Source organism: Cryptosporangium sp. NPDC048952 (assembly GCF_043197895.1).
GTDB lineage: Bacteria > Actinomycetota > Actinomycetes > Mycobacteriales > Cryptosporangiaceae > Cryptosporangium.
The window spans coordinates 330,556-354,769 of record NZ_JBICTY010000005.1; the positions used below are offsets into that span (position 1 = coordinate 330,556).

At 70.2% G+C, this 24,214-nt stretch carries 26 protein-coding genes; 12 read left to right on the top strand and 14 right to left on the bottom strand.

The window, feature by feature from the left end; translation table 11 throughout:
* The 7 genes from fliE to ACGFY5_RS28270 form a co-directional block, all read right to left on the bottom strand.
* Window positions 1-387 carry a flagellar hook-basal body complex protein FliE gene (gene fliE / locus ACGFY5_RS28240; RefSeq protein WP_392724422.1) on the bottom strand — a complete coding sequence of 129 codons (387 nt, stop codon included), beginning with the start codon at window positions 385-387 and terminating at the stop codon, window positions 1-3.
* Between the two features lie 3 nt (window positions 388-390).
* Complete coding sequence (locus tag ACGFY5_RS28245) at window positions 391-795, bottom strand: flagellar basal body rod protein FlgC (RefSeq protein WP_392724423.1); 405 nt, start codon at window positions 793-795, stop codon at window positions 391-393.
* Window positions 796-810: 15 nt separating this feature from the next.
* Window positions 811-1,206 (bottom strand): flagellar basal body rod protein FlgB, encoded by a 396-nt coding sequence (gene flgB / locus ACGFY5_RS28250; protein WP_392724425.1) that lies wholly within the window; start codon window positions 1,204-1,206, stop codon window positions 811-813.
* A gap of 49 nt (window positions 1,207-1,255) precedes the next feature.
* Window positions 1,256-1,576 carry a hypothetical protein gene (locus ACGFY5_RS28255; protein WP_392724427.1) on the bottom strand — a complete coding sequence of 107 codons (321 nt, stop codon included), beginning with the start codon at window positions 1,574-1,576 and terminating at the stop codon, window positions 1,256-1,258.
* Window positions 1,577-1,578: 2 nt separating this feature from the next.
* Window positions 1,579-1,968, bottom strand: a complete 390-nt coding sequence (gene fliS / locus ACGFY5_RS28260; RefSeq protein ID WP_392724428.1) for a flagellar export chaperone FliS — start codon at window positions 1,966-1,968, stop codon at window positions 1,579-1,581.
* 13 nt (window positions 1,969-1,981) lie between these two features.
* A complete protein-coding gene (gene fliD / locus ACGFY5_RS28265) occupies window positions 1,982-3,304 on the bottom strand; it encodes a flagellar filament capping protein FliD (protein ID WP_392724430.1) in 1,323 nt (440 codons plus the stop codon).
* 90 nt (window positions 3,305-3,394) lie between these two features.
* Window positions 3,395-4,255, bottom strand: coding sequence for a flagellin (locus tag ACGFY5_RS28270; protein ID WP_392724431.1), 861 nt, complete (start codon window positions 4,253-4,255; stop codon window positions 3,395-3,397).
* A gap of 172 nt (window positions 4,256-4,427) precedes the next feature.
* Here ACGFY5_RS28270 and ACGFY5_RS28275 point away from each other — a divergent pair, with 172 nt between their 5' ends.
* On the top strand, window positions 4,428-5,570 hold the full coding sequence (locus tag ACGFY5_RS28275; RefSeq protein ID WP_392724433.1) for a sensor histidine kinase: 1,143 nt from the start codon (window positions 4,428-4,430) through the stop codon (window positions 5,568-5,570).
* Here ACGFY5_RS28275 and ACGFY5_RS28280 read toward each other — a convergent pair.
* Both ACGFY5_RS28280 and ACGFY5_RS28285 read right to left on the bottom strand, forming a co-directional pair.
* A complete protein-coding gene (locus ACGFY5_RS28280; protein ID WP_392724435.1) occupies window positions 5,554-6,402 on the bottom strand; it encodes a PHP domain-containing protein in 849 nt (282 codons plus the stop codon). The two genes, ACGFY5_RS28275 and ACGFY5_RS28280, sit on opposite strands and share 17 nt — an antisense overlap.
* A gap of 13 nt (window positions 6,403-6,415) precedes the next feature.
* Window positions 6,416-7,279 (bottom strand): sigma-70 family RNA polymerase sigma factor, encoded by an 864-nt coding sequence (locus ACGFY5_RS28285; protein ID WP_392724437.1) that lies wholly within the window; start codon window positions 7,277-7,279, stop codon window positions 6,416-6,418.
* Window positions 7,280-7,575: 296 nt separating this feature from the next.
* Between ACGFY5_RS28285 and flgN the strand changes: the two genes are divergently transcribed.
* From flgN to ACGFY5_RS28330, 9 genes are all read left to right on the top strand, one after another.
* Complete coding sequence (gene flgN, locus ACGFY5_RS28290; RefSeq protein ID WP_392724439.1) at window positions 7,576-8,058, top strand: flagellar export chaperone FlgN; 483 nt, start codon at window positions 7,576-7,578, stop codon at window positions 8,056-8,058.
* A 2-nt stretch (window positions 8,059-8,060) separates the two neighbouring features.
* Window positions 8,061-9,443, top strand: a complete 1,383-nt coding sequence (gene flgK / locus ACGFY5_RS28295; protein WP_392724441.1) for a flagellar hook-associated protein FlgK — start codon at window positions 8,061-8,063, stop codon at window positions 9,441-9,443.
* A gap of 11 nt (window positions 9,444-9,454) precedes the next feature.
* Entirely contained in the window at window positions 9,455-10,342 is an 888-nt protein-coding gene (gene flgL / locus ACGFY5_RS28300; protein WP_392724443.1) for a flagellar hook-associated protein FlgL, read from the top strand.
* A gap of 129 nt (window positions 10,343-10,471) precedes the next feature.
* Window positions 10,472-10,906, top strand: a complete 435-nt coding sequence (fliW, locus tag ACGFY5_RS28305; protein ID WP_392724445.1) for a flagellar assembly protein FliW — start codon at window positions 10,472-10,474, stop codon at window positions 10,904-10,906.
* A 52-nt stretch (window positions 10,907-10,958) separates the two neighbouring features.
* The gene (gene csrA, locus ACGFY5_RS28310; RefSeq protein WP_035850138.1) at window positions 10,959-11,201 is read left to right on the top strand and encodes a carbon storage regulator CsrA; all 243 of its coding nucleotides are present in this window, start codon (window positions 10,959-10,961) and stop codon (window positions 11,199-11,201) included.
* A gap of 129 nt (window positions 11,202-11,330) precedes the next feature.
* Entirely contained in the window at window positions 11,331-11,579 is a 249-nt protein-coding gene (locus ACGFY5_RS28315; protein ID WP_392724447.1) for a hypothetical protein, read from the top strand.
* A 109-nt stretch (window positions 11,580-11,688) separates the two neighbouring features.
* Entirely contained in the window at window positions 11,689-12,612 is a 924-nt protein-coding gene (locus tag ACGFY5_RS28320; RefSeq protein ID WP_392724448.1) for a proteasome assembly chaperone family protein, read from the top strand.
* 35 nt (window positions 12,613-12,647) lie between these two features.
* The gene (locus tag ACGFY5_RS28325; RefSeq protein WP_392724449.1) at window positions 12,648-13,112 is read left to right on the top strand and encodes a hypothetical protein; all 465 of its coding nucleotides are present in this window, start codon (window positions 12,648-12,650) and stop codon (window positions 13,110-13,112) included.
* Window positions 13,113-13,132: 20 nt separating this feature from the next.
* Window positions 13,133-13,549, top strand: coding sequence for a cupin domain-containing protein (locus ACGFY5_RS28330; protein WP_392724451.1), 417 nt, complete (start codon window positions 13,133-13,135; stop codon window positions 13,547-13,549).
* Here the strand turns inward: ACGFY5_RS28330 and ACGFY5_RS28335 are convergent.
* Together ACGFY5_RS28335 and ACGFY5_RS28340 are read right to left on the bottom strand one after the other, a co-directional pair.
* A complete protein-coding gene (locus ACGFY5_RS28335) occupies window positions 13,539-14,426 on the bottom strand; it encodes a GNAT family N-acetyltransferase (protein ID WP_392724453.1) in 888 nt (295 codons plus the stop codon). The genes ACGFY5_RS28330 and ACGFY5_RS28335 overlap by 11 nt on opposite strands.
* A 1,445-nt stretch (window positions 14,427-15,871) precedes the next feature.
* Entirely contained in the window at window positions 15,872-17,224 is a 1,353-nt protein-coding gene (locus ACGFY5_RS28340; protein ID WP_392724455.1) for an MFS transporter, read from the bottom strand.
* 187 nt (window positions 17,225-17,411) lie between these two features.
* Here ACGFY5_RS28340 and ACGFY5_RS28345 point away from each other — a divergent pair, with 187 nt between their 5' ends.
* A complete protein-coding gene (locus ACGFY5_RS28345; RefSeq protein ID WP_392724456.1) occupies window positions 17,412-19,652 on the top strand; it encodes a putative bifunctional diguanylate cyclase/phosphodiesterase in 2,241 nt (746 codons plus the stop codon).
* Window positions 19,653-19,668: 16 nt separating this feature from the next.
* A complete protein-coding gene (locus ACGFY5_RS28350) occupies window positions 19,669-21,453 on the top strand; it encodes an ATP-binding protein (RefSeq protein WP_392724458.1) in 1,785 nt (594 codons plus the stop codon).
* An 853-nt stretch (window positions 21,454-22,306) separates the two neighbouring features.
* Here ACGFY5_RS28350 and ACGFY5_RS28355 read toward each other — a convergent pair.
* From ACGFY5_RS28355 to ACGFY5_RS28365, 3 genes are all read right to left on the bottom strand, one after another.
* Window positions 22,307-23,260: a hypothetical protein gene (locus tag ACGFY5_RS28355; RefSeq protein WP_392724460.1), complete on the bottom strand. Its 954-nt coding sequence runs from the start codon at window positions 23,258-23,260 to the stop codon at window positions 22,307-22,309.
* A gap of 63 nt (window positions 23,261-23,323) precedes the next feature.
* Complete coding sequence (locus tag ACGFY5_RS28360) at window positions 23,324-23,629, bottom strand: winged helix-turn-helix domain-containing protein (protein ID WP_392724461.1); 306 nt, start codon at window positions 23,627-23,629, stop codon at window positions 23,324-23,326.
* Complete coding sequence (locus ACGFY5_RS28365) at window positions 23,626-24,096, bottom strand: hypothetical protein (protein WP_392724463.1); 471 nt, start codon at window positions 24,094-24,096, stop codon at window positions 23,626-23,628. Before ACGFY5_RS28365 ends, ACGFY5_RS28360 begins: the two co-directional genes overlap by 4 nt.
* Between the last annotated feature and the right edge of the window lie 118 nt (window positions 24,097-24,214).

Genomic DNA, 24,214 nt, shown 5'->3' on the forward strand with positions numbered 1-24,214 from the left:
TCACTGCATCCGCATGATCTCTTGGAACGCGGCGACTGCCTTGTCCCGTACCGCGACGGTCAGCTGCGTGGCCAGCGAGGCCTCGGTCGCCGCGATCGTGTAGTCGTGCACGTCCGTGAGGCTGCCGGTGGCCGCCTTCACGGCCAGCTCGTCCTTGCGCGTCTGCACGGCCTGCAGGTTCTGCAGGCTGTCGGCGAGCAGAGAAGCGAAGTTCTCCCCGCTCTCCGACGTCTCGGTGCTGTTGCTCGCAGCGGTGAGGGACTGTCCGGCGCCGGTGACGCCTACTCCCGACGTGCCCACTCCCGACGTACTCAGCCCCGACGTCATGACGGGGGCGATCGGGTTGTAGGCGCCGAAGGAGCCGATCCCTTCGATGGGTGAAGTCACTTATCAGCCCTTCCCGAGTTGGATGGCCTGCGTGTAGGAGTCCTTCGCCCGGTCGATCACGGCCAGGTTCGACTGGTAACCGCGTTGCGCCATGAGCAGCTGACCCATCTGGTCGGCCAGGTCGATGTCCGGTAGCCGGACGTACCCCTCGACGTCGGCCAGCGCGTGGTCCGGCGCGTAGACGAGGCGGCCTTCGGCCGGTCCCTCGACGATGCCGCCGACCTGGACGCCGCTGTTGCCGTCGCCGTAGTCGACCGCCTGCGCGATCACCTGCTTGGCGCGGTAGGCCTCGCCGCTGGTCGGGCGGACGTCGTTGATGTTGGCCAGGTTGTCGGAGACCGCGTCCAGCCACTTGCGGTGCAGGGTGACGCCGGTGCTGGCGATACCCAAGGCAGGAAAGAGGGTCATTGTCCGCTCCTCGTGCTAGGCGCCGGTGGCGGCGACGGTGCGGATCCCGCCGTACTGGTCGTCCATCGCGCGGATCATCAGCTGGTACCGCAGCTGGGTGTCGACGTTCGAGATGACCTCGTGGTCGAGGTTGACGTTGTTGCCGTTGATGCGCGTCGGCTCGAGCGACCGGGCCATCGACGGCTGCGTGGCCTGGTCGGCGAGCGCCGCACGGCTGATCGCGGCCCGCATCTCGCCGTTGAAACCCTGACCAGCATCGACGGCCTGCCGCAGGGCGTCCTCGAACTGGACGCGGCCGGCCAGGAACTGTGGAGTGTCCACGTTGGCGACGTTGTCGGCCGTCACGCGCTGGCGCATCGCCAGGCCGTCCATGGCGGTCTTCAGCACGGTGGAAGTGACGGAATCGAACACGTATCCCCCTACGGCTCTCAAGAGCAGTTTCTGAGCAGTTCAGGAGCATTCACATTGCTTGATCCAGGTAGGCCGGGCGGGCGGAGCCGCTGTCGAACAGCTCGATCTTGTTCGTCAGCGCGGCCTGCTGACGGTTGGTGGCCATCAGCCGTGCCAGCCCCTCGGCGGCGGCGATCTGCCGGGCCAGGATGCGGTCGACCCGCGGCCGGAGGTCGAGCGGCAGCGGGCCGATCCCGTCCGGCGGCGCCCACGCATCCGCCGTCGGGGTGTCCCGCAGGAACTGATCGGTCCGCAGTCGCTCCTCGACCTCCGTGACGTCCGCCTCGAGGTGGTCGAGCGCGGCAACCCACGCCGACCGCCAGTCGGTCACCGTCAGGCCGATCCGACGGCCATCGCGGCCTCGCGCCACGCGTCACGCAGCTCGGTGGCCAGTTCGAGCGTCGACGCGGCCTTGCCTGCGTCCTGCTTGATGTTGGCCTGGACCAGTTCCGACAGCATCCACCGGTAGAGCGCCGCGACGTTCTCGGCGCCCTCCCACGCGGTCAGGTCGAGCGTGGCCAGCAGCTCGCTGACGATGTCCTGAGCGTGCATCAGACGTTCGCCGGCGATCAGCCGGTTGCCCTCGCGGATCGCCTGCTCGCCCTGGGAGACGTCCTGGACGAGCCGGTCGTAGAGCATGATCAGCAGCCGGGCCGGCGACGCGGTGCTGATGCTGTCTGCCATGTACCGGGCGCGCGCGGCGCCGGGTGGCGGGTACGTCATCACAGCCTCACTTCTAGGAGTTGCTGGCGTTGCTGGCCGCCGTCTGGCTACTGAGCCAGCTGGACTGGCTGGACACCTTGGCCAGAGCGCTCTCCATCGCGGAGAACTGGCGCTGCAGCGCGGTTCGCCGATCGGCCAGCTTGGTGTCCCAGTCGAGAATCTCCTTGTTCAGCCGGGAGATCATCGTCGTCCCGCTGCTGATCTTCTGGGTGAGCGTGCCGCTGATCTTGTCGGTGGCGGTGTCGGCGACCTTCTGCAGTCCGCCGGCCAGCCCGTCCGTCACGGCCTTCTGGATCTTCTCGGGATTCTCGTTGTAGGCCTTGAGGAAGTCGTCCTTCGTGAACTCCAGCTTGCCGCCCTGGGTGAGCTGGATACCCATCTGCTTGAAGCTGCCGAAGTCGGACATGCCCTGGCTGACCGTGCTGAGGATCTGGCTGGAGAGCTGGCGGACCGTGTAGTCGCCGGCCAGCGGTCCGCCCGACGACTTGGAGCCGGGCGACGTCGCGGCGCCGGCGGCCGACGACGAGCTGATCTGCGCGAGCGCGCCGTTGGCGGCGTCGACCAGTGCCTGCATTTTGGCCGCGACCGCATCGGTGTCCTTGTTGACGCCGATCGTCACGTCGGTGGCGAGCTTGCTCGCGGTGATCGTCACGCCGGGCATCACGCCGGTGAACGTGTTGCTGCTGCTGGAGACCTTGAAGCCGCCCTTGGTCGGGTCGCCGACCGTGAGCTCGGCGTTGCTGCCTTCGCTCATGACCTTCGCTTCGGACGTCAGTCCGCCGAGCTCGAACTTGTTCTCGCCACCGGTCTTCGTGGAGGCCAGCTGCAGCACCGGCCCGGAGTCGGTGGTCACGACCGAGGCGCGGACCGCCAGACCGGCCTTGTTGATCGCGTCGGCGACACCCTGGGGCGTGTTCTCCTCGACCGTGAGGGTCGTGGGGTCCTCGGTGCCGATCTTCAGGCTGAACGTGCCGCTGTCGGTCGCGACCGTGTCGTTGGCCGCGAACGCCGCGGTGACCCGGTGGGCGGCGGCCAGCTTCGTGACCGAGAACGTCATGTCGCCGGTCTGCGCGCCGGTCGACGCGGTCGCGACCACGTCGGTGGAGGAGGACGTGGCCTTGGCGCCCTTGAACGCGTCGAATTTCGTGAGCTCCTTCGCCGCGTCCTGGACGGCCTTCATCTTCCCGTTGACGGTCTGGTAGGCCGTGTTGTTCGTGGTGTAGTCGGAGACCTTGGTCTTGAGGTTCGTCTGGGGCGCGGACTCGGCCTGGATCAGCGCGTTGATCAGTGACGTCGTGTCCATGCCGCTGGAGAGGCCGCCGAGGCTGGTGACCATTGGGATTCCTTTCCCTTGCCGATCAGCGCTTGAACGGAGCAGGGGCGGTGCGCGGATGCGCACCGCCCCTGTCCGGATGGGTCAGACAGATCAGCCGAGGAGCTTGAGAACGCCCTGGCCGCTCTGGTTGGCCTGCGCCAGCATCGACGTACCGGCCTGCTGCAGGATCTGGTTCTTCGAGAACTTCACCATCTCCGACGCCATGTCGGTGTCGGTGATGCTCGACTTCGACGCGCTCAGGTTTTCGATCGCGACGTTGACGTTGTTGATCGTGTGCTCGAACCGGTTCTGCACGGCACCGATCTCGGACCGCGCGCTGGAGACGCCCTTGATCGCCTTGTCGAGGGCGTCGATCGCGCCGTCGGCGTCGGTGGTCAGGTCGAGCGACTTGGTGCCCAGACCCTGCGAATCCAGGCCGGTGATGTTGCCGCCGGCCGTCAGCTTCGAGGTGCTCAGGTCGACGTTGATCTGCGCACCGGTGTTGGAGGCCTTCGAGGCGGAGTCGACCTGGAACGCACCGTTGTAGTTGCCGTCGAGCAGCGACTGGCTACCGAACTTCGTGCTCGACACGATGCGGTCGAGTTCCGTGTTCAGCGCCTGGAACTCGGTGTTTGCCGCCTTCTTGGCGTCGGAGTCCTGCGAACCGGAGTTCGCGGCCTGCACCGACAGGTCACGCATGCGCTGCAGGATCGACGAGGTCTCGCTGAGCGCGCCGTCCGCGGTCTGGGCGACGTTGACGCCGTCCTGCGCGTTGCGGGCCGCGACCGTGAGGCCACCGATCTGCGACTTCAGACCCTCACTGACCGAGAGGCCGGCCGCGTCGTCCGCGGCGCGGTTGATCCGCAGACCGGAGGACAACTTCTCCATCGAGCCCGACACCGACTTGTCGTTGACCGACAGGTTCCGGTAGGCGTTGGCGGCCGAGACGTTGGTGTTGATGCGAAGCGACATTCTGGTGCTCCTCCTGGACGAATAGTGCTTCTGGTCGGACCGTCCGTGGACCGATCACTGACGACATCGCCCGTATCACCGCACGTCTGAGCGTTTCGCGAAAAACTTTCCCGGGAAGGTGTTTTCATGCGTGTTTCAGCGTATTCGGTGACTAACTGACACTATGAGCGACATGGATCTCCGGGCGGAGCCGGACTTCGACTCGATCGCGCAGCTCGCCGCGGAGATCTGCGGCGCGCCGATCGGGCTCGTCACGCTCATCGACGGTGAACGTCTGTGGTTCAAGGCGCGGGTCGGCTGCGACCAGACGCACACCGAGCTGAACTCCTCGTTCTGCAGCCGGGCGCTCGACGAGCCGGACCTGCTGGAGGTGCCGGACGCGCTCGCCGATCCGCGGTTCAGCGACAACCCGCTGGTCGCCGGGGAACCGTACGTCCGGTTCTACGCCGGGGCTCCGCTCCGCTCCGGCGACGAGACGTCCCTGGGCGCGGTGTGCGTGCTCGACCACCGCCCCCGCCGGCTGACCGAGTCGCAGCAGCGGGCACTGCGCGCGCTCGCCCGGCACGCGACCGCCGAGGTGGAGCTGCGCCGGTACGCGCGTGAGGCGTCCGGAGCCGCCGGCCGGGCCCGCGACCTCGAGGCGCTCGAGGAGCGCATCCTCACCACCGTGGGCCACGAGCTGCGGACGCCGCTCTCGTCGATCCGGGGGTACCTGGAGATCCTGCTCGACGACACCGAGCCGCTGGACCCCGCCACCGCGCGCCAGTTCCTCGGGGTCATGCAGCGCAACTCCGAGCGGCTGCTGCGGCTCGTCGACGACATGCTCACCGCCGCGGAGTTCAGCAGCGGCGGCATCTCGCTGCGGCTGGCGGACGTGGACCTGACCGAGCTGGTCACCTCCGTCGTCGAGCAGAGCCGTCCGCTCACCGCGCACTCGTCGGTGCGGTTGCTCTGGGACGCCCCGGGCACCGTCCGGGTCGCAGCCGCGCGCCGCCCCTTGGAGCAGGCGCTGCGTCACCTGCTGCTCAACGCGATCCGGTTCACGTCCGCGGGGGAGATCCGGGTCCGGGTGGAACCGTCGGTCCCGGCCGTGCTGGTGAGCGACACCGGAACCGGCATCGCGGCCGAGGACATGCCTCGCCTGTTCGACCCGTTCTACCGTTCGGCGTCGGCCGAGGCGGACGCCGTGCAGGGCGCCGGCCTCGGCCTGACCGTCGTGCGGGCGATCATCGAGGCGCACGGTGGCATGGTGGCGATCGACAGCACGCCGGACGTCGGCACCACCGTGCGCCTCACGCTCAATGCAGTGTCTTGAGCACGTAGAAGTCGTACGGGTGGGCGCCGGGGCTGAAGCCGTGGGCCGCGACCATCGCCGCGGCCTCCAGGAGCCCGTCGGCGAGCACTTCGGGGCGATGGGCGTCGCTGCCGAAGCTCAGTGAGCGGCCACCCTCCTCCCGCCACCACCGGACGATCACCGGGTCGAGCGGGTTGCGGGTGTTGACCTCGAGCGCGCGGCCGGTGCCGGCGAGCGCGCGCAGGGCGTAGCGGTACTCGTCCTCGAACGCGCGGGGGTCGCACGGCCCCGCGGACTCCGGCCAGTACCGGACCGGGAAGTCGATGTGCGCGAGCACGTGGAACATGTCCGAGCCGGTGGCCAGTTTCGCCACCTCGGCGAGGTACTGGCGGACGACGGCCTCGGCGGCGAGCACGTTGTAGGCGTCCCCGGCGTCGAGATCTTCGTCGTGGCGGATCGTGTGCACGGAACCGAGGACGCGGTCGAAGCCCGCGCGGTCGACGAGTTCCTTCGTGCGCTGCTCGTGCCAATGCGGTTCGCTGAGTTCGACGCCGGTGAGGATTCGTAGGCCGGGGAAGAGGTCGCGGCAACGGGCGACCTCGGCGAGGTAGCCCTCGACGTCCAGGGTCGGGGGAGTGACCACACCGGCGTCGTCGGTGTGCTGCGCGAGCCAGTCGGGCAGCTCGCGGTGCGGGTCGGTCAGCGTCGTGAGGCCGAAGTCCGCGTGCTCGGTGAACGCGATCGAGGGAAGCCCGAGTTCCACGGCGCGCGCACAGGTGCGCTCCATGTCCCCGAACGGGGCGTCCCACGAGAACTGAGTATGTACGTGCCCGTCAGGAGGGTACGAAGTCATGCTCCCAGTCTTGTCACCCGGCTACGCGGGTGGGAGTCCCCAGCGGTGTGGTGTGCGACAAACGCGTGCGCAGGTCGCCGCGGGCGGCCACGTCGGCGTAGTACGCGGCGCGGCGGCGGGCGACGCAGCCCTCGGGACGGTCGGCGCCGGCGACCTGGTCCGGGTCGAGCTGGGAGTTGATGCCGTCGCGCAGCAGCGTCAGCGCCTCGGCGCGCAGCTGCGAGACCCGCGATTCGGTGACGCCCAGCTCGGACGCGATCACCGCCATCGGCCGTTCGTCGAGGAAGTAGGACTCCACCACCGTGCGCAGCCGCTCGGGCAGCGCGGAGATCGCCTGGTGCAGGTAGCCGATCTTCTCCCGGTGCAGCAGGAGCTCCTCGGGGCCCTGGGTGCGGTCGGGTACCAGGTCCTCGGCGGTGCCGGCGGCGAATCCCTGCAGCGACAACACGACGGCGCGCTGGACGTCGTCGGCAGCGGAATGAAGCTCAGCCACCGCGACGCCGAGCGTTTCCGCCAGTTCCGTGTCGGTCGGTGTGCGGCCCAGCTGGGCCGTGAGCTCCGCCGTGGCGGTCTCGATCTTGCGGGCGCGGTGGCGCACCGAGCGGCTCGCCCAGTCCAGACCACGCAGCTCGTCGAGCAACGCACCGCGGATGCGGACGGTCGCGAACGAGCCGAACGGCGTACCGCGCGACGGATCGTAGGACCGCGCGGCGGCAGCGAGCGCGGCCAGACCGGCAGAGGTGAGGTCGTCGCGGTTGACGTGGGCGGGGACGCGGCCGAGCATTTCGCGGACGAGGTGGCCGACCAGCGGCAAATGCTCACGCACCAGGTCCTCGGTGTGCCGGTCGGCGTTGGCACCGGAACTGACGGTGCCCACGGTTGCAGCAGTGAGGCTCACAGGAACGGCCCTTTCACGTTCGTCGACGGTCCCCGGGAGACCGGGACCCACCGGACGCTTCGCGTGGCCACATGTGTCACTGCGTTGCGCCCCAGTTGCAGGGTGTAACCCCTCCAACCATCAAAAACACTAATCCCAACATTTGCAACAAAAGTTGCAAGACAGATGTCCGCCGGTTGCGGCGAAACCTCTCAGGCCGTTCGAGGCGCTGCCGACGGTCAGGGCAGCAAGGGGTGCCGAACAGGTGCTCCGCCGGAGCAGAGAAGGGTCGACCCGTGGCTTTTGCGGATCTGTCGAACATCCTCTGGCGCGGACGGGAGATGCTCGAACTGCTGCTCTTCAAGCTGGAAGAGGAGCAGCTGGTCCTGGCGTCCGCCCGGACCCGCTGGCTCGCCCACGCTACCCGCGAGGTCGAGCTGGTGCTGGAGCAGATCCGTCAGGTCGAGGTGCTCCGGGCCGCCGAGGTCGAGGTCGTCGCCGCACTGCTGGGCCTGCCGCCGAACCCGAGCCTGACCGCGCTCTCCGAAGCCGCCCCGGACCCCTGGGGGAAGCTGTTCGCCGAGCACCGCAAAGCATTTCTCACGCTCACCGCGGAGATCACCGCACTGGCCGACGCCAACCGTGACCTGCTGACCTCCGGCCACCGCGCGGTCCGCGAGACCCTGCTGACGGTCGGCGGCGCGGTCGAGACATACGGCCCCCGTGGCGGCACCGTCACGACCGGCGTGCGACCTCGGCTCGTGGACGAGGCGATGTAGCCATGTCCAGCACCTTCTCCGGTATCTCGACGGCGCTGAGCTCCCTGCGGGCACAGCGTCAGGGTCTCGACGTCTCCGGTCAGAACATCGCGAACGTCAACACCGCGGGGTACAGCCGGCAGCGGACCGAGATGACCTCGGTCGAGGGTGTGTCGAACGTTCCGACGATCTGGGCCAAGCAGGACCCGGTCGGTACCGGCGTGAACGTCGGGGACGTCTCACGCATCCGCGACGAGCTCCTCGAAGCCCGCGTCCGGACCGAGCACGGCAACAACGCCTACCACGCCGGTCAGAGCCAGATCTACGACAGCGTCCAGGCCGTCTTCAAAGAACCCAGCGACACCGGGTTGCAAGAACGTATGTCGACGTTCTGGTCGGACTGGCAGGACCTGTCCAACTCGCCCGGCGACAACGCGGTGCGCACGAAGGTCATGCAGCAGGGCGGCGCAGTCGCGACCGGTCTCAATCAGGCGCACACGCAGCTCTCCACGATCTACGAGTCGGCCTATTCGGGTGCGACGGCGCACGTCAAGGACATCAACACCACGGCAGCCGAGATCGCCAGCCTCAACAAGGGCATCATGCAGGCGAAGGTCGGCGGGCTGCCGGCCAACGAGCTCGCGGACCGCCGCGACGGACTGGTGCTCAAGCTGGCCGACCTGGCCGGCGCCACGGCGACCGTGCGTGAGAGCGGCGCGGTCGACGTCTCGCTGTTCGGATCGACGCTGGTCAGCGGCACCGCAGCCCGTTCCCTGTCCCTCAACGGGTCCGAGACGCTCGCCGACCAGGGCACCAACCCGCCGGCGCTGTCGTTCACCGACAACGGTCAGCCCGCGATCGTGACGTCCGGCGAACTCGGATCGTCGATGGATTCGCTCAACAACGTCCTGCCGAAATACGCGAAGTCGCTGGACGACGTCGCCGCCAAGCTGGCCAGCACGGTGAACACGATTCACACCGGCGGCTTCGACCGGAACGGCGACGCCGGCGAGCCGTTCTACACCGGCACCGACGCCAAATCGATCAGGATGGCGATTTCCGACCCGGGCAAGGTCGCGGCCTCCGGCTCGGCGAACGGCCGGCTCGACGGCAGCAACGCCGACGCCCTGGGCGACGTCGCCACGTCCGGTACCGGGCCGGACGTCAGCTACCGCCAGCTCGTGGCGGACCTCGGCGTCACCGCGAAGAGCGCGACGCTCAAGGCCGAGACCCAGTCCACGATCACCGCCGACCTCGACAGCAACCACCAGTCCACGTCCGGGGTGAGCCTCGATGAGGAGATGTCCAACCTTCTTCAGTACCAGCGGGCCTACGAGGCTGCCGCGAAGCTGATGAGCACGATCGACCAGACGCTCAACACCCTGATCAACAGCACGGGTCGGTAGGGGACAGCGCCGTGGTCATCCGCGTCACCGAACGCTCGCTCAGCATGAACGCTATGCGCGGGCTGCAGGCGAACCAGGGTCGGCTGAGCAAGACCGAGGAACAGCTGACCAGCGGCAAGCTGATCTCGAAGCCGTCGGACTCGCCGACCGGGACGATGACCGCGATGCTGCTGCGCAGCGACATGCGCACCCAGGAGCAGTACGCGCGCAACGCCTCGGACGGCAAGAACTGGCTCAACACGATCGACTCGACGCTGGGCGCCACGCACGACAACGGCCTGCGCGTGCGCGACCTGATGCTGCAGGGCATGTCGGCGGGCGCCGGCGGCTCGGACACCGCGCGGGCGGGCATCGCGTCCGAGATCGACCAGGTCCGGGACGCAATGATCGGCCTGGCCAACACGAAGTACATCGACCGGCCGATCTTCGGGGGCACCACCGAAGGGTCCTCGGCGTACGACAAGGACGGCACCTACCTGGGCGACTCCGGCGCGGTCACCCGGACGATCGCCGAGGGCACGAAGCTGCGGGTGGACGCCGGCGGCGAAGAGGTCTTCGGCACCGGCGACGACCAGATCTTCAAGGTGCTCTCCGACATCTCCGACCACATGAAGAACGACCCCTCCAAGCTGTCGGACGATCTGGACCGCCTCGACAAAGCGCTGATCACGATCCGGACCGCGCAGGCCAGCGTCGGTGCCCGGTCGAATCGCGTCGACTCGATGCAGCAGACCGCCAACGACCGACACCTGGAACTGCAGACGCAGCTCACCGAGGTCGAAGACATCGACCTGCCCAAGACCATCACGGACATGACCTTGCAGCAGACCGCGTATCAAGCCGCGCTGGGCGCTACCGCGAAAGTCATCCAACCGTCCCTGATGGATTTCCTCCGCTAGTGCGGACTAAAGACGGCGCCATGCCGAACCGAGAAACCGACCGGTCAGCCCGGCAGTCGAACAACCCAGGAGGAGTACATGTCACCAAGAACCAAGTCCGCGAAGTCGTCCTCTGACATGGCAACCGACATGTCCCTCGAGACGTCTGCGCAGAACGCGGAGGCGAAGGCAGCGGCTTCGGGTGAGCAGCTGCCGACGATCGAGTTCGTCACGCCCATGCCCGGATTCCCGGGGCAGAAGAGCTTCGTGCTGGTCCGACTCGACGAGGTCGGCCTGCTGAACTCACTGCGGTCCGTGGACGATCCCGAGCTGCGCTTCATCACGATTGCGCCGCACCAGTTCTTCCCGGAATACGCACCGGAGATCGACGACGAGACGCTGGCCGCACTCGGGTCCAAGGACCCGGACCAGCTGCTCGTCCTGTTGATCGTCACGGCCGGTGACACTCCGCGGGACTCGACGGCGAATCTCATGGCGCCGATCGTCGTCGACCCGATGACGATGAAGGCGGCGCAGTGCGTGCTGACCGGGACCAACCTGCCGGTGCGCGCTCCCCTCGCCTAGCTCGTCGCTCGGCTACGCTGCGGGTACTCGTCCTCGAGGGGGGATACTGCCCGTGCTCGTGCTGACCCGTCGACCCGGTGAGAGCGTGATGGTCGGTGATGACGTTGTCATCACCGTGCTCGAAGTCCGGGGGGACGTGGTCCGGCTCGGCATCCGGGCCCCCCGCAGTGTGCCGGTGCATCGAGAAGAGGTCTTCCTCGAGCTGCGCGCCGCGAATCAGGAAGCGGCGTCTTCCAGTGAGGATGCGGTCCAGGCGCTCAGTCGCCTGATCGGCAGCGACGGCGAGAAGGGCTGACCGAGGCGGTCTCCGGGCCGCGTTCCACCACCGTGGTGGGACGCGGCCCCGCACCCGTTTGCGCCTACGGGCCTCCGGGGTACCTGCGGGTGCATACCCGAGTTGCCTAGGAGGCCCCAGGTGTCGTCTGTGTCCGAGAATCCCGAGGTCGTGTCGGACAACGTCGGTCAGTCCGACGCGGTGGACGCCGTCGAGCTGGCCGAGGTCGTCGAAGAAGGCATCGCGGCGGCGTACGAGCAGGCCGCCGGCGCTCCGGTCGAGACCGCGTTGGAAACCGTGCTCGACGAGGAGCAGGCTCGCGGAGTCGAGCTGAACGAAGACTTCGCGCTTCCGTTCGCGGAGGCGATCAGTCGAGGCGACGATCCGCTCGCGAACTAGGATCAGAGGCGGAATGCTGTAGCGCTCGCCCGACTTGTCACTGGGGTGAGCCACCCTTCGCCAGTCACCCCGGCTGGCGAAGATTCCGCTGTCTGGAGAGGTCGCCGTCATGCCGGACCCCGCGGAGCTGTACGAGATCGTCGGCGACTGGGAACCCCCGTCCGATGGCCGGCTCGTGATGCTGCACGCCCTGGACGGTTTCCTCGATGCCGGTTCTGCCGCACAGCTCGCCGCCAACCACCTCGTGGAGACGCTCGAGGGCGAGATCGTCGCGCGCTTCGACATCGATCTGCTGCACGACTACCGTGCCCGCCGCCCCCCGATGGTGTTCGTCGAGGACCACTTCGAGTCCTACACGCCGCCACAGCTGGTCGTGCACGCGCTGAAAGACTCCACCGGAGTGCCGTTCCTGCTGCTCAACGGCCCTGAGCCCGACGTGATGTGGGAGCGGTTCACCACCGCCATCGGTCAGATCGCCGACCGGTTCGGCGTCCGTCTCGTGGTCGGGCTCGGCGGCGTGCCGATGACCGTCCCGCACACCCGTCCCACCACGCTGACCGCGCACGGCACCCGGCCGGAGCTGGTACGGCGCACCAACGTCTGGCGGGGGAACCTGCGCATCCCCGGGAGCGCGTCCGCGCTGCTGGAGCTGCGGCTGGGGGAGAAGGGCAAGGACGCGATCGGGTTCGTCGCGCACGTGCCGCACTACCTGGCGTCGGTCGAGTTCCCGCAGGCGTCCGCCGCGCTGCTCGACGGCGTCGCCGAGGAGACCGGGCTGCTGCTGCCGGTCGGGTCGCTGCACGCGGCCGGCGTCACCCGCCTGCGTGAGATCGACTCCCAGCTCGCGGACGATCCGCAGGCGGTGGGCGTGGTCAAGGCGCTCGAGGAGCAGTACGACTCGTTCGTGTCGAACCGCCAGCAGGCCGAGCTCGGCGGGGAGTTGGACGAGAACGTGCCGAGCGGTGAGGAGCTCGGAGCCGAGCTCGAGCGGTTCCTGGCGCAGCTCGAGCGCGGCGAGGACGACGGTCGGTAGGTGTCGTCGGCGGTTCGACGGGGAACGGTGTTCGCATGAACCCGCTCCCGTCGATCCACCGCCACCGGCGGCCTCACTGGGTCGTCTCGGGCGCTTTCTGGGGCCTGTTGGTGCTCGCTGACGTGGCGATCCTGAGTTTGTGGGTCGCGATCACGTCGATCGTGTTGGCGGCGGTGGGGGCGGGTGGGATGGCGTTCCGCCGCCGGCGTCTGCTCGCCGCGGGCGGCGCCCCAGTGGTGATGACCCCGTCCGGCGCCCCCTTGGAATCACCCCCCACCGGCGTGGTGCCGCCCCCTGCGCCCGCCGGGAGTCCTGCGCCGGCCGGGAGTCCTGCGCCGGCCGGGGGTTCTGTGCCGGCCGAGTCGGCCGCGCCGATGCCGCCCGCTGGGGCCGTGCCGCCGGCTGGGGCCGTGCCGCCGGCTGGGGCCGTGCCGCCGGGGGCACCCGCGCCCAGGATGCCACCCGCGGTCGCGGAGGAGGGGCCGACCGCTCCCGCGTAGTGGGCTTTTAGGGTGGCCGGGTGGAGAAACCCGTGTTGGCGCAGCAGTTGGACCTCGAGCCGCACCCGGAAGGCGGGTGGTACCGGCAGACCTGGCGGTCGCCGGTCGAGTTCGTGCCCGACGGCTACCCGGGCCCCCGCGCCGCGGCGACCGCGATCTACTTCCTGCTCGCGCCGGGAGAGCAGTCCCGCTGGCACGTCGTCCGCTCCGACGAGCTCTGGCTGTGGCAGAGCGGCGGCCCGCTCACGTTGCGGATCGGTTCCGCCCCCGATGCCGACGACGTGCGCGAGGTGACCCTTGGCCCCGGGCACGAGCTCCAGGGTCTGGTACCCGGCGGCCAGTGGCAGGCCGCGGCCCCGGCCGGGAACGACCCGGTGCTGGTGAGCTGCGTGGTCGCCCCGGGCTTCGAGTACGAGGACTGGCGACTCAGCGAGTGACCATCGCGACGGGGTAGCCCTCCGGGGTGAGGCCGATCTTTGCGACCACCTCGAACCCGAAGCGCTGGTAGAGGCGCTGGCTCGCCGGGGTCGTCGCCTCGAGGTAGGCGGGCTCGTGCACCCGGCTGAGCCGGTGGTCGAGCAGCGCCGAGCCGATGCCCCGGCGGCGCGCGGTGGTCGCCACGGCGATGTCCGACAGGTACCAGTGCGGCTCGTCGGGGTGCGGGCGGTGCGCGGTCGCTCGCCGTGCGGCGGCGGCCACCAGACCGATCGGTCCGTGCGCCTGCACGAGCAAGGGCAACTGCCGAACGGTCGCCCCGAGCCGCCCGGGGGCAGCTATCCCGAGGCGCTGCGCCAGCGTGCCGAGCGGTCGGGGCGCTAACCCGAGGCGCTGCGCCAGGGTGCCGAGCGGTCCGGGCGCTAACCCGAGGCGCTGCGCCAGGGTGCCGAGCGGTCCGGGCGCGGCATGCCCGAGGCGTTGCGCCAGGGTGCCGAGCGGGCCGGGGGCGATCCCGAGGCGTTGTGCGATCGTGCCGAGCGGCCCGGGGGCAGCTACCCCGAGGCGCTGCGCGATCGTGCCGAGCGGCCCGGGGGCGGCTATCCCGAGGCGTTGTGCAAGGGTGCGGGGCCGCGGCGCCGGCGCTACCCATGCGGCGGCGCCCAGGATCGGGCCGCCCTCTTCTGCCCGGGCGGTGTCGACCACACCCGTGAGGAAGGCGCCCCGCAGGAACCCTGCCGTGTAGAACGCGGTGAGCTGCCGGTCCCGGTCACCCCGTCTCGGTACCACCACGGCGAGGACGGGGTCGTCGCGTAATCCGCTCGCGACGATCGCAGCACATTCCGGAATCTCTTCGCGCAGCGCGGGACGGATGATCATCGCGGGCTCCTTCGTCGAGCCCTCAGCCTCTCAACGCCCAGCCCCACTTCACCCCATCTTCCCGCGCCCCCACCAACCCGGCCCCACTCACCACCGCCCCCACCGCCCACCCCGCTCACACCCGCCCCACCCGACCGCCCCGATCGGTCCCACTAGGGCATCTCCCACCCCGCCGAAACGGGCCCGCTCCGAGCGGTCCCAGGAGGGGGCGCCCCGGCCCGCCGCAACGGGCCCGCTCGGTCGGGCACCCACCGGTTACCGGCGTTCAGGCGTAGCTCCGCGCCAACCCGCCCCAACCACCTCGAGCGGTCCCCAATGAGCGCGCCCTCGCCCGCCGCAACGGGACCGCATCACCGCGCGCCACCGGCCACCGCTACCCGCTCCTCGCGCCACGCCAGCCCGCCCCGCCCCGCGCCCCCCGCCCCGCCCCGCCCGAGCGACGCCGCCCGAGCGGTCCCACAAGGTCGCGCGCGAGCCCGCTCAAACGGGCCCGCTTCGCCAGGCAACCCCGGCAACCCCCGGCAATCCCCGGCAATCCCCGGCAATCCCCGGCAATCCCCGGCAATCCCCGGCAATCCCCGGCCACCGCCGCACACTCACCGCCCCGCGCGAGCCCGCCACTGACCAGCCCCGACCGGTCCCGGCAACCCTGGGCCACCGGAGCCCACTCATCGCGCCGCCCGAGCCCACCCTGAGTGGCCCCGTAGTGGCGCGCTCCAGCCCGCCAGAACGGGACCGCTTCGCGGGGCACCCAGTCACCGGCGTTCACTCGCCGTTCCGCGCGAGCCCGCCACTGACCGGCCCCGACCGGTCCCGGTAAGGCCTGCCCCAGCCCGCCGCAACGGGACCGCTCCGCAGCGGTCCCACATGGGCGCCCCCCAGCCCGCCGGAACGGGACCGCTTCGCGGCGGCGCCACCGGCTGACGGCGTTCAGGTGGCGCTCCGCGTTCGCCCGTCATCTGCCGGCCCCTAGTGGTCCCGATCCAGCGTGTTCCCGCCCGCCCGAAAGGGGCCGCTTCGTCGCGGCCACCCCGGGCGGCCACCCCAGCCCGGCCACCCCGGGTGGGCACCCCAGGCGGGCACCCCCCGGCGGGCAGCCCCGGCGGGCAGCCCAGGCGGGCACCCTCGGCGGGCACCCTCGGCCGGCACCCCGGCCCGGCCGGCACCCCCGGCTGGCACCCCGGCCGCCCACCCGGGTGGGCACCCCCGGCCGGCCACCCCAGGTGGACACCCCAGCCCGGCCACGCCGGGTGGGCACGCCGGGTGGGCACGCCGGGTGGGCACCCCGGGTGGCCACGGCCACCCCGACGGGCACCCTGCATACCCCCAGCAACCCGAGGGTGGGCGAGCAACCGCCTACGGCGGGGCGGGACGACCCGACCCCGACCACCCACCACGAGACGCGGAAGCGGCGAACATCAGCCCGGCAGGCGTAGATCGGAGCGTTAGACACCAGCCAACCGGGACGGGGACCGGCGCAGATACACGAACCATGTCACCGCGAAGCACACCACGTACAGCGCGATGAACCCCAGATATGCCGCGTCGGCGTTCTGGTAGGTGAGGAACGACTGGCGGAACACGATCTGGACGAGCGCGCCACCGCAGGCGCCGATCGCGCCCGCGACGCCGACCAGGGCGCTGGAGAGTCGCCGCGCTTCGTTCGGGTCCGCGTACCGCGCCCGGAAGATCGCCGGGATCATTTTGTAGGTCGAGCCGTTGCCGACCCCGCTCAGCACGAACAGCGCGATGAAGCCGACGTAGAACAACGCGAGCGACTTCTGCTGTGACGCGAACAGCACCAGGGCGGCGAACAGGCCCATGCCGACGAACGTCCACAGCGTGATCCGGGCCCCGCCGAACCGGTCGGCCAGCCAGCCCCCGGCCGGACGGGCGACCGACCCCAGCAGCGGGCCGAGGAAGATGACTTTCAGCGCGTCCACCGGCGTGACTCCCTGCACCGCGATCAGCACCTGACCGAACGCGAAACTGAAGCCGATGAACGAGCCGAAGGTGCCGACGTACAGCAGGGACATGATCCAGGTGTGGGGGTTGCGGACCACGTCACGCATCGCGCGCTTGTCGTTCGTCGCGTGGGTGAGGTTGTCCATCTTCCGGGCCGACAGGACCGTGACCAGCAGGATGAGCGGGAGGTAGACCCCCGGGACGAGCCGCGGTTCGACGTTCGCCGCCGCCCCACCGGCCGCAGCCAGCACGATCAGCCCCACGACCTGCACCAACGCGACGCCGAGGTTGCCTCCGGCCGCGTTGAGGCCGAGCGCCATGCCCTTGAGCCGGTTCGGGTAGAACGCGTTGATGTTGGCCATCGAGCTGGAGAAGTTGCCGCCGCCGACGCCCGCCACCGCCGCCAGGATCAGCAGGGTCGCGAACGAGACCCCGGGCTGGAGCAGCACCGCGGTCAGGATCGACGGGATCAGCAGCAGCGACGCGGAGACGATGGTCCAGTTCCGGCCGCCGAACTTCGCCACCGCGAACGTGTACGGCAGCCGGAGGAACGAGCCGACGAACGCCGGAACCGCGGTGAGCAGGAACTTGTCGTCCGGTGTGAGGCCGTACGCGTCGGCCGGGAGGAACAGCACCAGAACGGACCACATGGTCCAGATCGAGAACCCGATGTGCTCGGAAAGGATCGAGAAGATCAGGTTGCGACGGGCGACGGCAGCACCCCCGGCAGCCCAGAAATCCGGATCTTCGGGTCGCCAATCGTCGATCCATCGGCCGTTCCGGCGCTCGGGCGGAGCGTGTGTCGTCGTCGTGGAGATCGTCGGCGCAGCCATGGGTGTCCCTCTCGGTCTCAAGCGTCCGACCGACCGTAGAAATCGGCTGTTTCCCCGCCGTTGGGCGTGCGCGACGCCCGCGCAACATCTCCCGCACGTTGCGGTACGGGGGCGGTGAGAAGAGAACACTTGGGAACGGAAGTGGGCCGGTCGAATAGTCCGTCAGAGAACTGCGGGAGGGGTACGGATGACGGAGCGGCCGGGACGGCTGACCCGGGTGGCGCTGCTCTGCGTCGTGCTCAGCGTGGGGTATTTCCCCCTGACCTGGGACGCGCCGATCGGTCCGCCGTGGGTGGGCTGGATCGCGCCCGGCGCCACGATCGTCGTGGGCCTCGTGGCTTCCGCACGGCTGGCGATCGCCACCCCGCTGGGCGACGCGTCCCGGCGGTTCTGGCGGGTTCTGTCGGTGGCGGTCGGCATCATCGGGATCGCCGGGATCAGCCAGGCGGCGGACGCGCTGTCCGCGCCGGGCGGGTCCACGCAGATCATGTCGCTGCGGTCCGCGGCCGGGTTCCTCGTGGGTCTCGTGCTGATCCTGATCGCGCTGCTGTTGCTGCCGGTCGGCCAGATGTCGCGCACCGCGTGGGTGACGTTCGCGCTGGACGCGGGCACGGTACTGGCCGGTGGAACGCTGTTCACCTGGTACTTCGCGCTGCGGACGGCCGTCGACTTCGAGAAGACCACCGGGTCGGCGCTGCCGCTGATCGCGATCGTGGTCGCGGGGTTCCTCGGTGTTCTGGTGCTGCTCAAGATCTCGTTCGCCGGGGTGCGGCAGGTCGATCCGGGTGCGCTGCAGTACCTCGCGGTCGCCGCCCTGACGGGGGCCAGTACCGCGGGTCTCACCCCGCTGCTGGCGACGCGCCCCTACCTGAACTCGTCGTTCCTGGCGTTCCCCGCCGCGTTCCTGTTCCTGACCATCGCCGTGGAGCGTCAGCGGCGGGTCGCGCTGGCGGCGCTGGACTCGGCAGTGGAGGAGCCTCGCCGACGTCCCGCGCGGTTCCGGGCGCTGTACCTCCTGCCGTACGTGGCGGTCGCGCTCACCGACGTGTTGCTGCTCAGCTCGTCGGAGCAACTGGTGAAGATCGGCGCCGTGGTGCTCACCGCGCTGGTCGGTGCACGTCAGTGGCTGAGTTTTCGGGAGAACGGCCGCCTGCTGGACCAGCTGCTGCTGTCGGAGAACCAGCTGAGCCACCAGGCCAGCCACGACGGGCTGACCGGGCTGGCCAACCGGACGCTGTTCGTCGATCGGGTCGATGCCGCGGCGGGCCCTGACGTCGCGGTCGCGCTCATCGACCTGGACGACTTCAAGCTGGTCAACGACCGGCTGGGTCACGGTGTCGGTGACACGCTGCTGGTCTCCGCCGCAGCCCGCATCACGGGCGCGACCGGACCCGACGACACTGTGGCCAGGCTCGGCGGCGACGAGTTCGCGGTGCTGTTGCACGGCCCGGTGGGCAACCGTCTGGACGCGGTTCTGGAGGCCCTCGCCGAGCCGCTGCGCATCGAGGGTGACGAACTGCGCATCCGGGCGAGTGTCGGGCTGGCCGAGGGATGGAGGGGGGCGTCGTCGAGCGAGCTGATCCGCCGCGCCGACGTCGCGATGTACGCGGCGAAGGCCCGTGGCGACGGTAGCTGGGCGCGGTTCGTGCCGGCGCTCGACACCCCCGCCGCCGACCAGGCGCGGCTGGCCGCCGGGCTGCGTGACGGGCTCGGCCGGGGCGACTTCCGGGTGCTCTACCAGCCGATCGTGGCGCTGCCGTCGCAGCGGATCACCGGGGTGGAGGCCCTGGTGCGGTGGCACGATCCGGAGCGCGGCGTGATCCCGCCCGACCAGTTCATCCCCGTGGCGGAGCGGAGCGGGCTGATCCTGCCGCTGGGGCGGTGGGTGCTGCAGGAGGCGTGCCGGCAGGCCGTGCGCTGGCCCGGGGTCTACGTGTGCGTGAACGTGTCGCCCCGCCAGCTGGACGATCCCTCGTTCGTGGCCGACGTGGCGGACGCATTGGCTTCGTCGGGGCTTCCGGCTTCCTCGTTGACGCTCGAAGTCACCGAGACCGCGGTGTTCAGCGGCGGCCCGGCGGTGGACGCCCTGTACCTGCTGCGCGAGATGGGCGTGCGGGTGGCGCTGGACGACTTCGGGACCGGTCAGTCGTCGCTCGGACTGCTGCTGACCTGCCCGGTGGACGTGTTGAAGGTCGACCGGTCGTTCGTCGAGGGGGTCACCGAACCGGGCGATCGGGCGGTGATCGTGGAGTTCCTGGCGCAGGTCGCGCGAGGGCTTTCACTCGACACCGTCGCCGAGGGGGTGGAAACGCCGGAGCAGGTGTTGCGCCTGCAGGAGCTCGGCTACCGGAAAGCACAGGGATATCTGTTCTCCCCACCGGTACCGGCGTCGGAGCTGTTCCTTGATCCGGTTCTGTCCTACCGGTGAGGTAGCGTCCGGGCCCATGACAGCTGCACCGGAGAGGGTTTCGAGCGAGCCGCGGACGCTCCCGTGGGTGGGCCGGGTGCTCGGCACCGAGGACGCCACGCCGTTGCAGTTCCACGTGGCCCTGCGCGACGACGCCTACCTGCAGCTCGACGACGTCGTCGTGACCGTGCGGGACGTGCCGGGCCTCGGTCCGGTGCTCACCGCCGGGGTGGTCACCCAGGTCACGGCCCGGCACGAGGGCGCGCAGTACAGCTCCGACGTGTTCCTGATCGCCGACGGCGTCCTCCCGGCCCAGGTCCAGGAGGTCGCCGAGATCGCCACCACCCGGGTCGAACCCGAGGTGTACGTGCCGCCGCGTCCCGGTGAGCCCGTGCGGCGCGCCACCGGCGAGGAACGCGCGATCGCGCTCTACTTCGACCGGATGGAGCGCAAGGTCCCGGTCGGCCTGGGCCGTGACGGCACGCCGATCTACGTCAACCTCGACTTCCTCGACGGCACCCGCGGCGCGCACATCTCGATCTCCGGTGTCTCCGGCGTGGCCACGAAGACGAGCTTCGCGCTGTTCCTGCTGTACGGCCTGTTCCGGTCCGGGGTGCTCGGGCGCAAGGCGGTCAACACCAAGGCGCTGATCTTCAGCGTCAAGGGCGAGGATCTGCTGTTCCTCGACCACACGAACACCAAGCTCGACGAGACGCTCCGCCAGCAGTACGCGATCATGGGCCTGCCCGCCGAGCCGTTCGCGTCCACGGGCTTCTTCGCGCCCCCGCTGCCCGGTGACCTGACGGGCCGGCCCGACGTGCGTGAGCGCGCCACCGGCGTCAACGCGTTCTGGTGGACGCTGCACGAGTTCTGCCGCGACGAGCTGCTGCCGTTCGTCTTCGCCGACGCCGAGGACGAGCGCAACCAGTACACGATGGTCGTCCACCAGGTCGCGGCCCGCCTGCGCATGGATGCGGTGCCGGCCGGTACCGACGGGGCGATCGCCGTCGACGGACGCCAGGTGCGCACGTACGACCAGCTCGTCGACCTGATCTCCGACAAACTCAGCGACGACAACACCCGCTCGGCGTGGGCGGGGCAGGTCACCGGCATCGGCACGGTGAACGCGTTCCTGCGTCGGCTGCGGTCGTCGCTGCGGGCGTTGCGGCCCCTGATCCGGGGAGATCTGCCGGAGGCGCCCACGCGCCGGGTGTCCACGGAGAACCAGCAGCTCACCGTGGTCGACCTGCACAATCTGCCCGAACGTGCCCAGCGGTTCGTGGTCGGTGTCGTGCTGGCCGCCGAGACGCGGCGCAAGGAGGAAGCCGGCGCCGGCGGTCTGCTGTTCACGATGCTCGACGAGCTGAACAAGTACGCGCCGCGCGAGGGCTCCAGCCCGATCAAAGAGGTGCTGCTCGACATCGCCGAGCGTGGCCGCTCGCTCGGCATCATCCTGATCGGTGCGCAGCAGACCGCCAGCGAGGTCGAGCGGCGCATCATCTCGAACAGCTCGATCAAAGTGGTGGGGCGGCTCGACCCGGCCGAAGCGGGGCGGCCCGAGTACGGCTTCCTGCCGCCCGGTCAGCGTCAGCGCGTCACGCTCGCGAAGCCCGGCACGATGTTCGTCGCCCAGCCGGAGATCCCGGTGCCGCTCGCCGTCGAGTTCCCGTTCCCCGCGTGGGCGACCCGTTCGAGCGAGGCCGGCGAACTCGGTGTCGCGGGGCCACCGCCGGGGGTGAACCCGGTGACCGGCGAGATCATCGGTGGCCGCGACCCGTTCAAGCGCCTTCCGTCCGCGCCTGCCGACGACGCTCCGTTCTGACTTTCATTACGCCTGCCGGGTGGGGGTTGGCGGCTTCCGCGTCTCGTGGTGGGTGGTGGGGGTTGGGTCGTCCCGCCGCGCCGTAGGTGGTTGCTCGCCCACCCTCTGGTTGCTGGGGGTGTGCAGGGTGGGCGGTGCGGGTGGGGGCGCCCGCTGCTGCTGCTGCTGCGAAGTGGTCCCGTTCGGGTGGGCTGGGGCGCGCTCTTTCGGGACCGCTTAGGGCCGGGCCGTGGCGGGCTCGCGCGGGACGGTGAGTATGGGGCGGTGAGTGTGGGGCGGTGGCGGGTGGGCGCTTTGGCGAAGCGGTCCCGTTCGGGTGGGCTGGGGGGCGCCCCTGTGGGACCGCTGCGGAGCGGTCCCGTTGCGGCGGGCTGGGGCAGGCCTTAATGGGGCCGGTCGGGGCCGGTCAGTGGCGGGCTCGCGCGGAACGGCGAGTGAACGCCGGTGGCCGGGTGCCCCGCGAAGCGGTCCCGTTCTGGCGGGCTGGGGCGCGCCGTTACGGGACCACTTAGGGTGGGCTCGGGCGGCGCGATGAGTGGGCTCCGGTGGCCCGGGGTTGCCGGGGGTTGCCTGGGGTGGCCTGGCGAAGCGGGCCCGTTTGAGCGGGCTCGCGTGCGACCTTGTGGGACCGCTCGGGCGGCGTCGCTGGGGCGGGGCGGGGCGCGGGGCGGGGCGGGCTGGCGTGGCGCGAGGAGCGGGTAGCGGTGGCCGGTGGGCGCGCGGTGATGCGGTCCCGTTGCGGCGGGTTCGGGCGCGCCCTTCAGGGACCGCTTTGGGGCGGACCCGGTTCGGCGGGCTGGGGCACGCCGGAGTGGGACCGCTCGGGCGTACCGCTTGGAGCGGGCTCGGAACGCTAGGAGGCGTTGGGGTAGGGCCACTCGGCGCGTGCCAGCAGGCAGCCTGGGCTACAGGGGGTGGGGAAGTCGTCCCAGCCCCCACCGCGGAGGGTGTCGGCGACCTGCGCCGCAACCTCACACGGCCGCTCCCGGACGTCCTGCCACCCGTACCGCAGGGTGATCTCCCGCCGGCACCCCGAGGCGTTGTCCCGCACCATGTCCCGCCACTTCGCAACGACAGGACCGTGCACCGCCCGCCCGTCGAGCTCGATCGTCGTCAGGTATTTGCGGTGACACACGTCCTGGCGCGTGCCGGCCACCGCCCGCTGACGCTCGCCGCTCGGGAGCCCGTGCGCCCGCTCGACGTCGACCAGGAAGTGCCATTCGAGCGCAGAATGCGCGCCGCCTCGGACGTCGTCCAGTACGGCGAGAAAGTCGTCCCGGCGCGGCATCGTGCGCCGCTCGAGCACGAGCCCGCGGGTTGCGTCCAGCTCCTGCGGGAACTGCTGCGCGAGCCGCCCGAGGACGGAGGCCAGGTCCGAGAGGCTCGTCGCGCCGGCACAGAGATCGACGGCCGTTCGGGCGACACCGGTGCAGGGCGGTGATCCCACCGGCACGAACGGGACACGCGACCGGTGCACCACCAGCCCGCGCCGCGACCGTGCGTTCCGCGGCCGCGGGATCGTGACGTGCAGCGCCTGCTCGCGCCGTTCGGGCATCAACCCCCACGCCATGCCCGCGGTGGTGTGACTCAACGCGGCCCCCGGCCCGGCATGCAGCACCGCCGCCCAGCGTCGCGTCATCACGGGCAACGGACCGCTGAACACGACGTAGATGCCCGGTATGGAGCGCTGCCACCGTCGGCCGGCGATCTGAGCTGCGATTTCCCCGCGGCTGAACCCGTGCGCGAACAGCTGCTCACGCGTCACCGCCCCGTGCTGCTCCAGGAGCAGTCCCTCCCACTCGTCCACGGACCAACCCTGGCCCCCACCGAGCCCCCAATTCGGACAGGCCAAGAATCTGTGGACAGCTCCTCAGAGCGCGCCGGAGCGGGAGCGGGCCACTATCTCCTCCAACGCCGCCACGTGCCCCTCGAACGCCTCCCGACCAGCCGGGCTCAGCCGCACGGTGGTGCGTGGCCGTTTCCCCACGAACGCCTTGTGGATCTCCACGTACCCCGCGTCGCTCAGCGTCGTCAGTTGTTTGGACAGCGCCGAATCCGACAGTTCGAGCGAGTCGCGCAGCCACTTGAACACGACCCAGTCCGCGGCGGCGAGCTGCGCGACGATGCCGAGCCGGGTCGGCGCATGGATCAGCCCGTCGAACTTGGCCGACGTCATCGGTTCACCCGACGGAACGCCGCGTCCCGTAGCCGCCGGCTGAGGATCGGCCCGGTCACCGCCATCACCACCCCCGCGATGCCGACGGCGATCGTCGTCCCGTACGGCACGTCGGCGCGGTCGAGCACGATTGCGATCGCGGCGCCGATCGCGTTCACGCTGAGCACCAGCACGACGATGCTCGCGACGTGCACGGCCCCGAGTGAACCCTTCCGCTGCCGGATTCCGGTGCGGAAGACCACCCACAACACCGCTACGGCATTCCCGAGCACGAAGACGATGACTCCGATCACGAGTAATGCCGGTACGGAACTCTCGACCGTGGCCGCATACAGAACGGTCAGCGCCGCGATCGTCGCCCAGAACCCGTCCGGCACCATCGACGCCGAGATGACCGCCTTCTGCTGCGTGCGGACCACCTCCAGCGCCGCCTGGGCTGACGCCTGATCGATCGGCTCGGTGCTCATCGCGGCCTCCTCGTCGGCGAAAGTACTTGCCTACCAGGAAAGTACCGTGCCACTTTCCCAGTAGGCAAGTACTTTCCGGGGATCGTCCAACCGCGTTCTGTCACAGGAGTCGGCTAGC

Coding starts and splice junctions, on each gene's coding strand:
- ACGFY5_RS28245 (WP_392724423.1), bottom strand. CDS start 795: ATGACCCTCTTTCCTGCCTTGGGTATCGCCAGCACCGGCGTCACCCTG.
- fliS (WP_392724428.1), bottom strand. CDS start 1,968: ATGACGTACCCGCCACCCGGCGCCGCGCGCGCCCGGTACATGGCAGAC.
- fliD (WP_392724430.1), bottom strand. CDS start 3,304: ATGGTCACCAGCCTCGGCGGCCTCTCCAGCGGCATGGACACGACGTCA.
- ACGFY5_RS28270 (WP_392724431.1), bottom strand. CDS start 4,255: ATGTCGCTTCGCATCAACACCAACGTCTCGGCCGCCAACGCCTACCGG.
- ACGFY5_RS28275 (WP_392724433.1), top strand. CDS start 4,428: ATGGATCTCCGGGCGGAGCCGGACTTCGACTCGATCGCGCAGCTCGCC.
- ACGFY5_RS28280 (WP_392724435.1), bottom strand. CDS start 6,402: ATGACTTCGTACCCTCCTGACGGGCACGTACATACTCAGTTCTCGTGG.
- flgK (WP_392724441.1), top strand. CDS start 8,061: ATGTCCAGCACCTTCTCCGGTATCTCGACGGCGCTGAGCTCCCTGCGG.
- fliW (WP_392724445.1), top strand. CDS start 10,472: ATGTCCCTCGAGACGTCTGCGCAGAACGCGGAGGCGAAGGCAGCGGCT.
- ACGFY5_RS28320 (WP_392724448.1), top strand. CDS start 11,689: ATGCCGGACCCCGCGGAGCTGTACGAGATCGTCGGCGACTGGGAACCC.
- ACGFY5_RS28325 (WP_392724449.1), top strand. CDS start 12,648: ATGAACCCGCTCCCGTCGATCCACCGCCACCGGCGGCCTCACTGGGTC.
- ACGFY5_RS28335 (WP_392724453.1), bottom strand. CDS start 14,426: ATGATCATCCGTCCCGCGCTGCGCGAAGAGATTCCGGAATGTGCTGCG.
- ACGFY5_RS28340 (WP_392724455.1), bottom strand. CDS start 17,224: ATGGCTGCGCCGACGATCTCCACGACGACGACACACGCTCCGCCCGAG.
- ACGFY5_RS28345 (WP_392724456.1), top strand. CDS start 17,412: ATGACGGAGCGGCCGGGACGGCTGACCCGGGTGGCGCTGCTCTGCGTC.
- ACGFY5_RS28350 (WP_392724458.1), top strand. CDS start 19,669: ATGACAGCTGCACCGGAGAGGGTTTCGAGCGAGCCGCGGACGCTCCCG.
- ACGFY5_RS28360 (WP_392724461.1), bottom strand. CDS start 23,629: ATGACGTCGGCCAAGTTCGACGGGCTGATCCATGCGCCGACCCGGCTC.
- ACGFY5_RS28365 (WP_392724463.1), bottom strand. CDS start 24,096: ATGAGCACCGAGCCGATCGATCAGGCGTCAGCCCAGGCGGCGCTGGAG.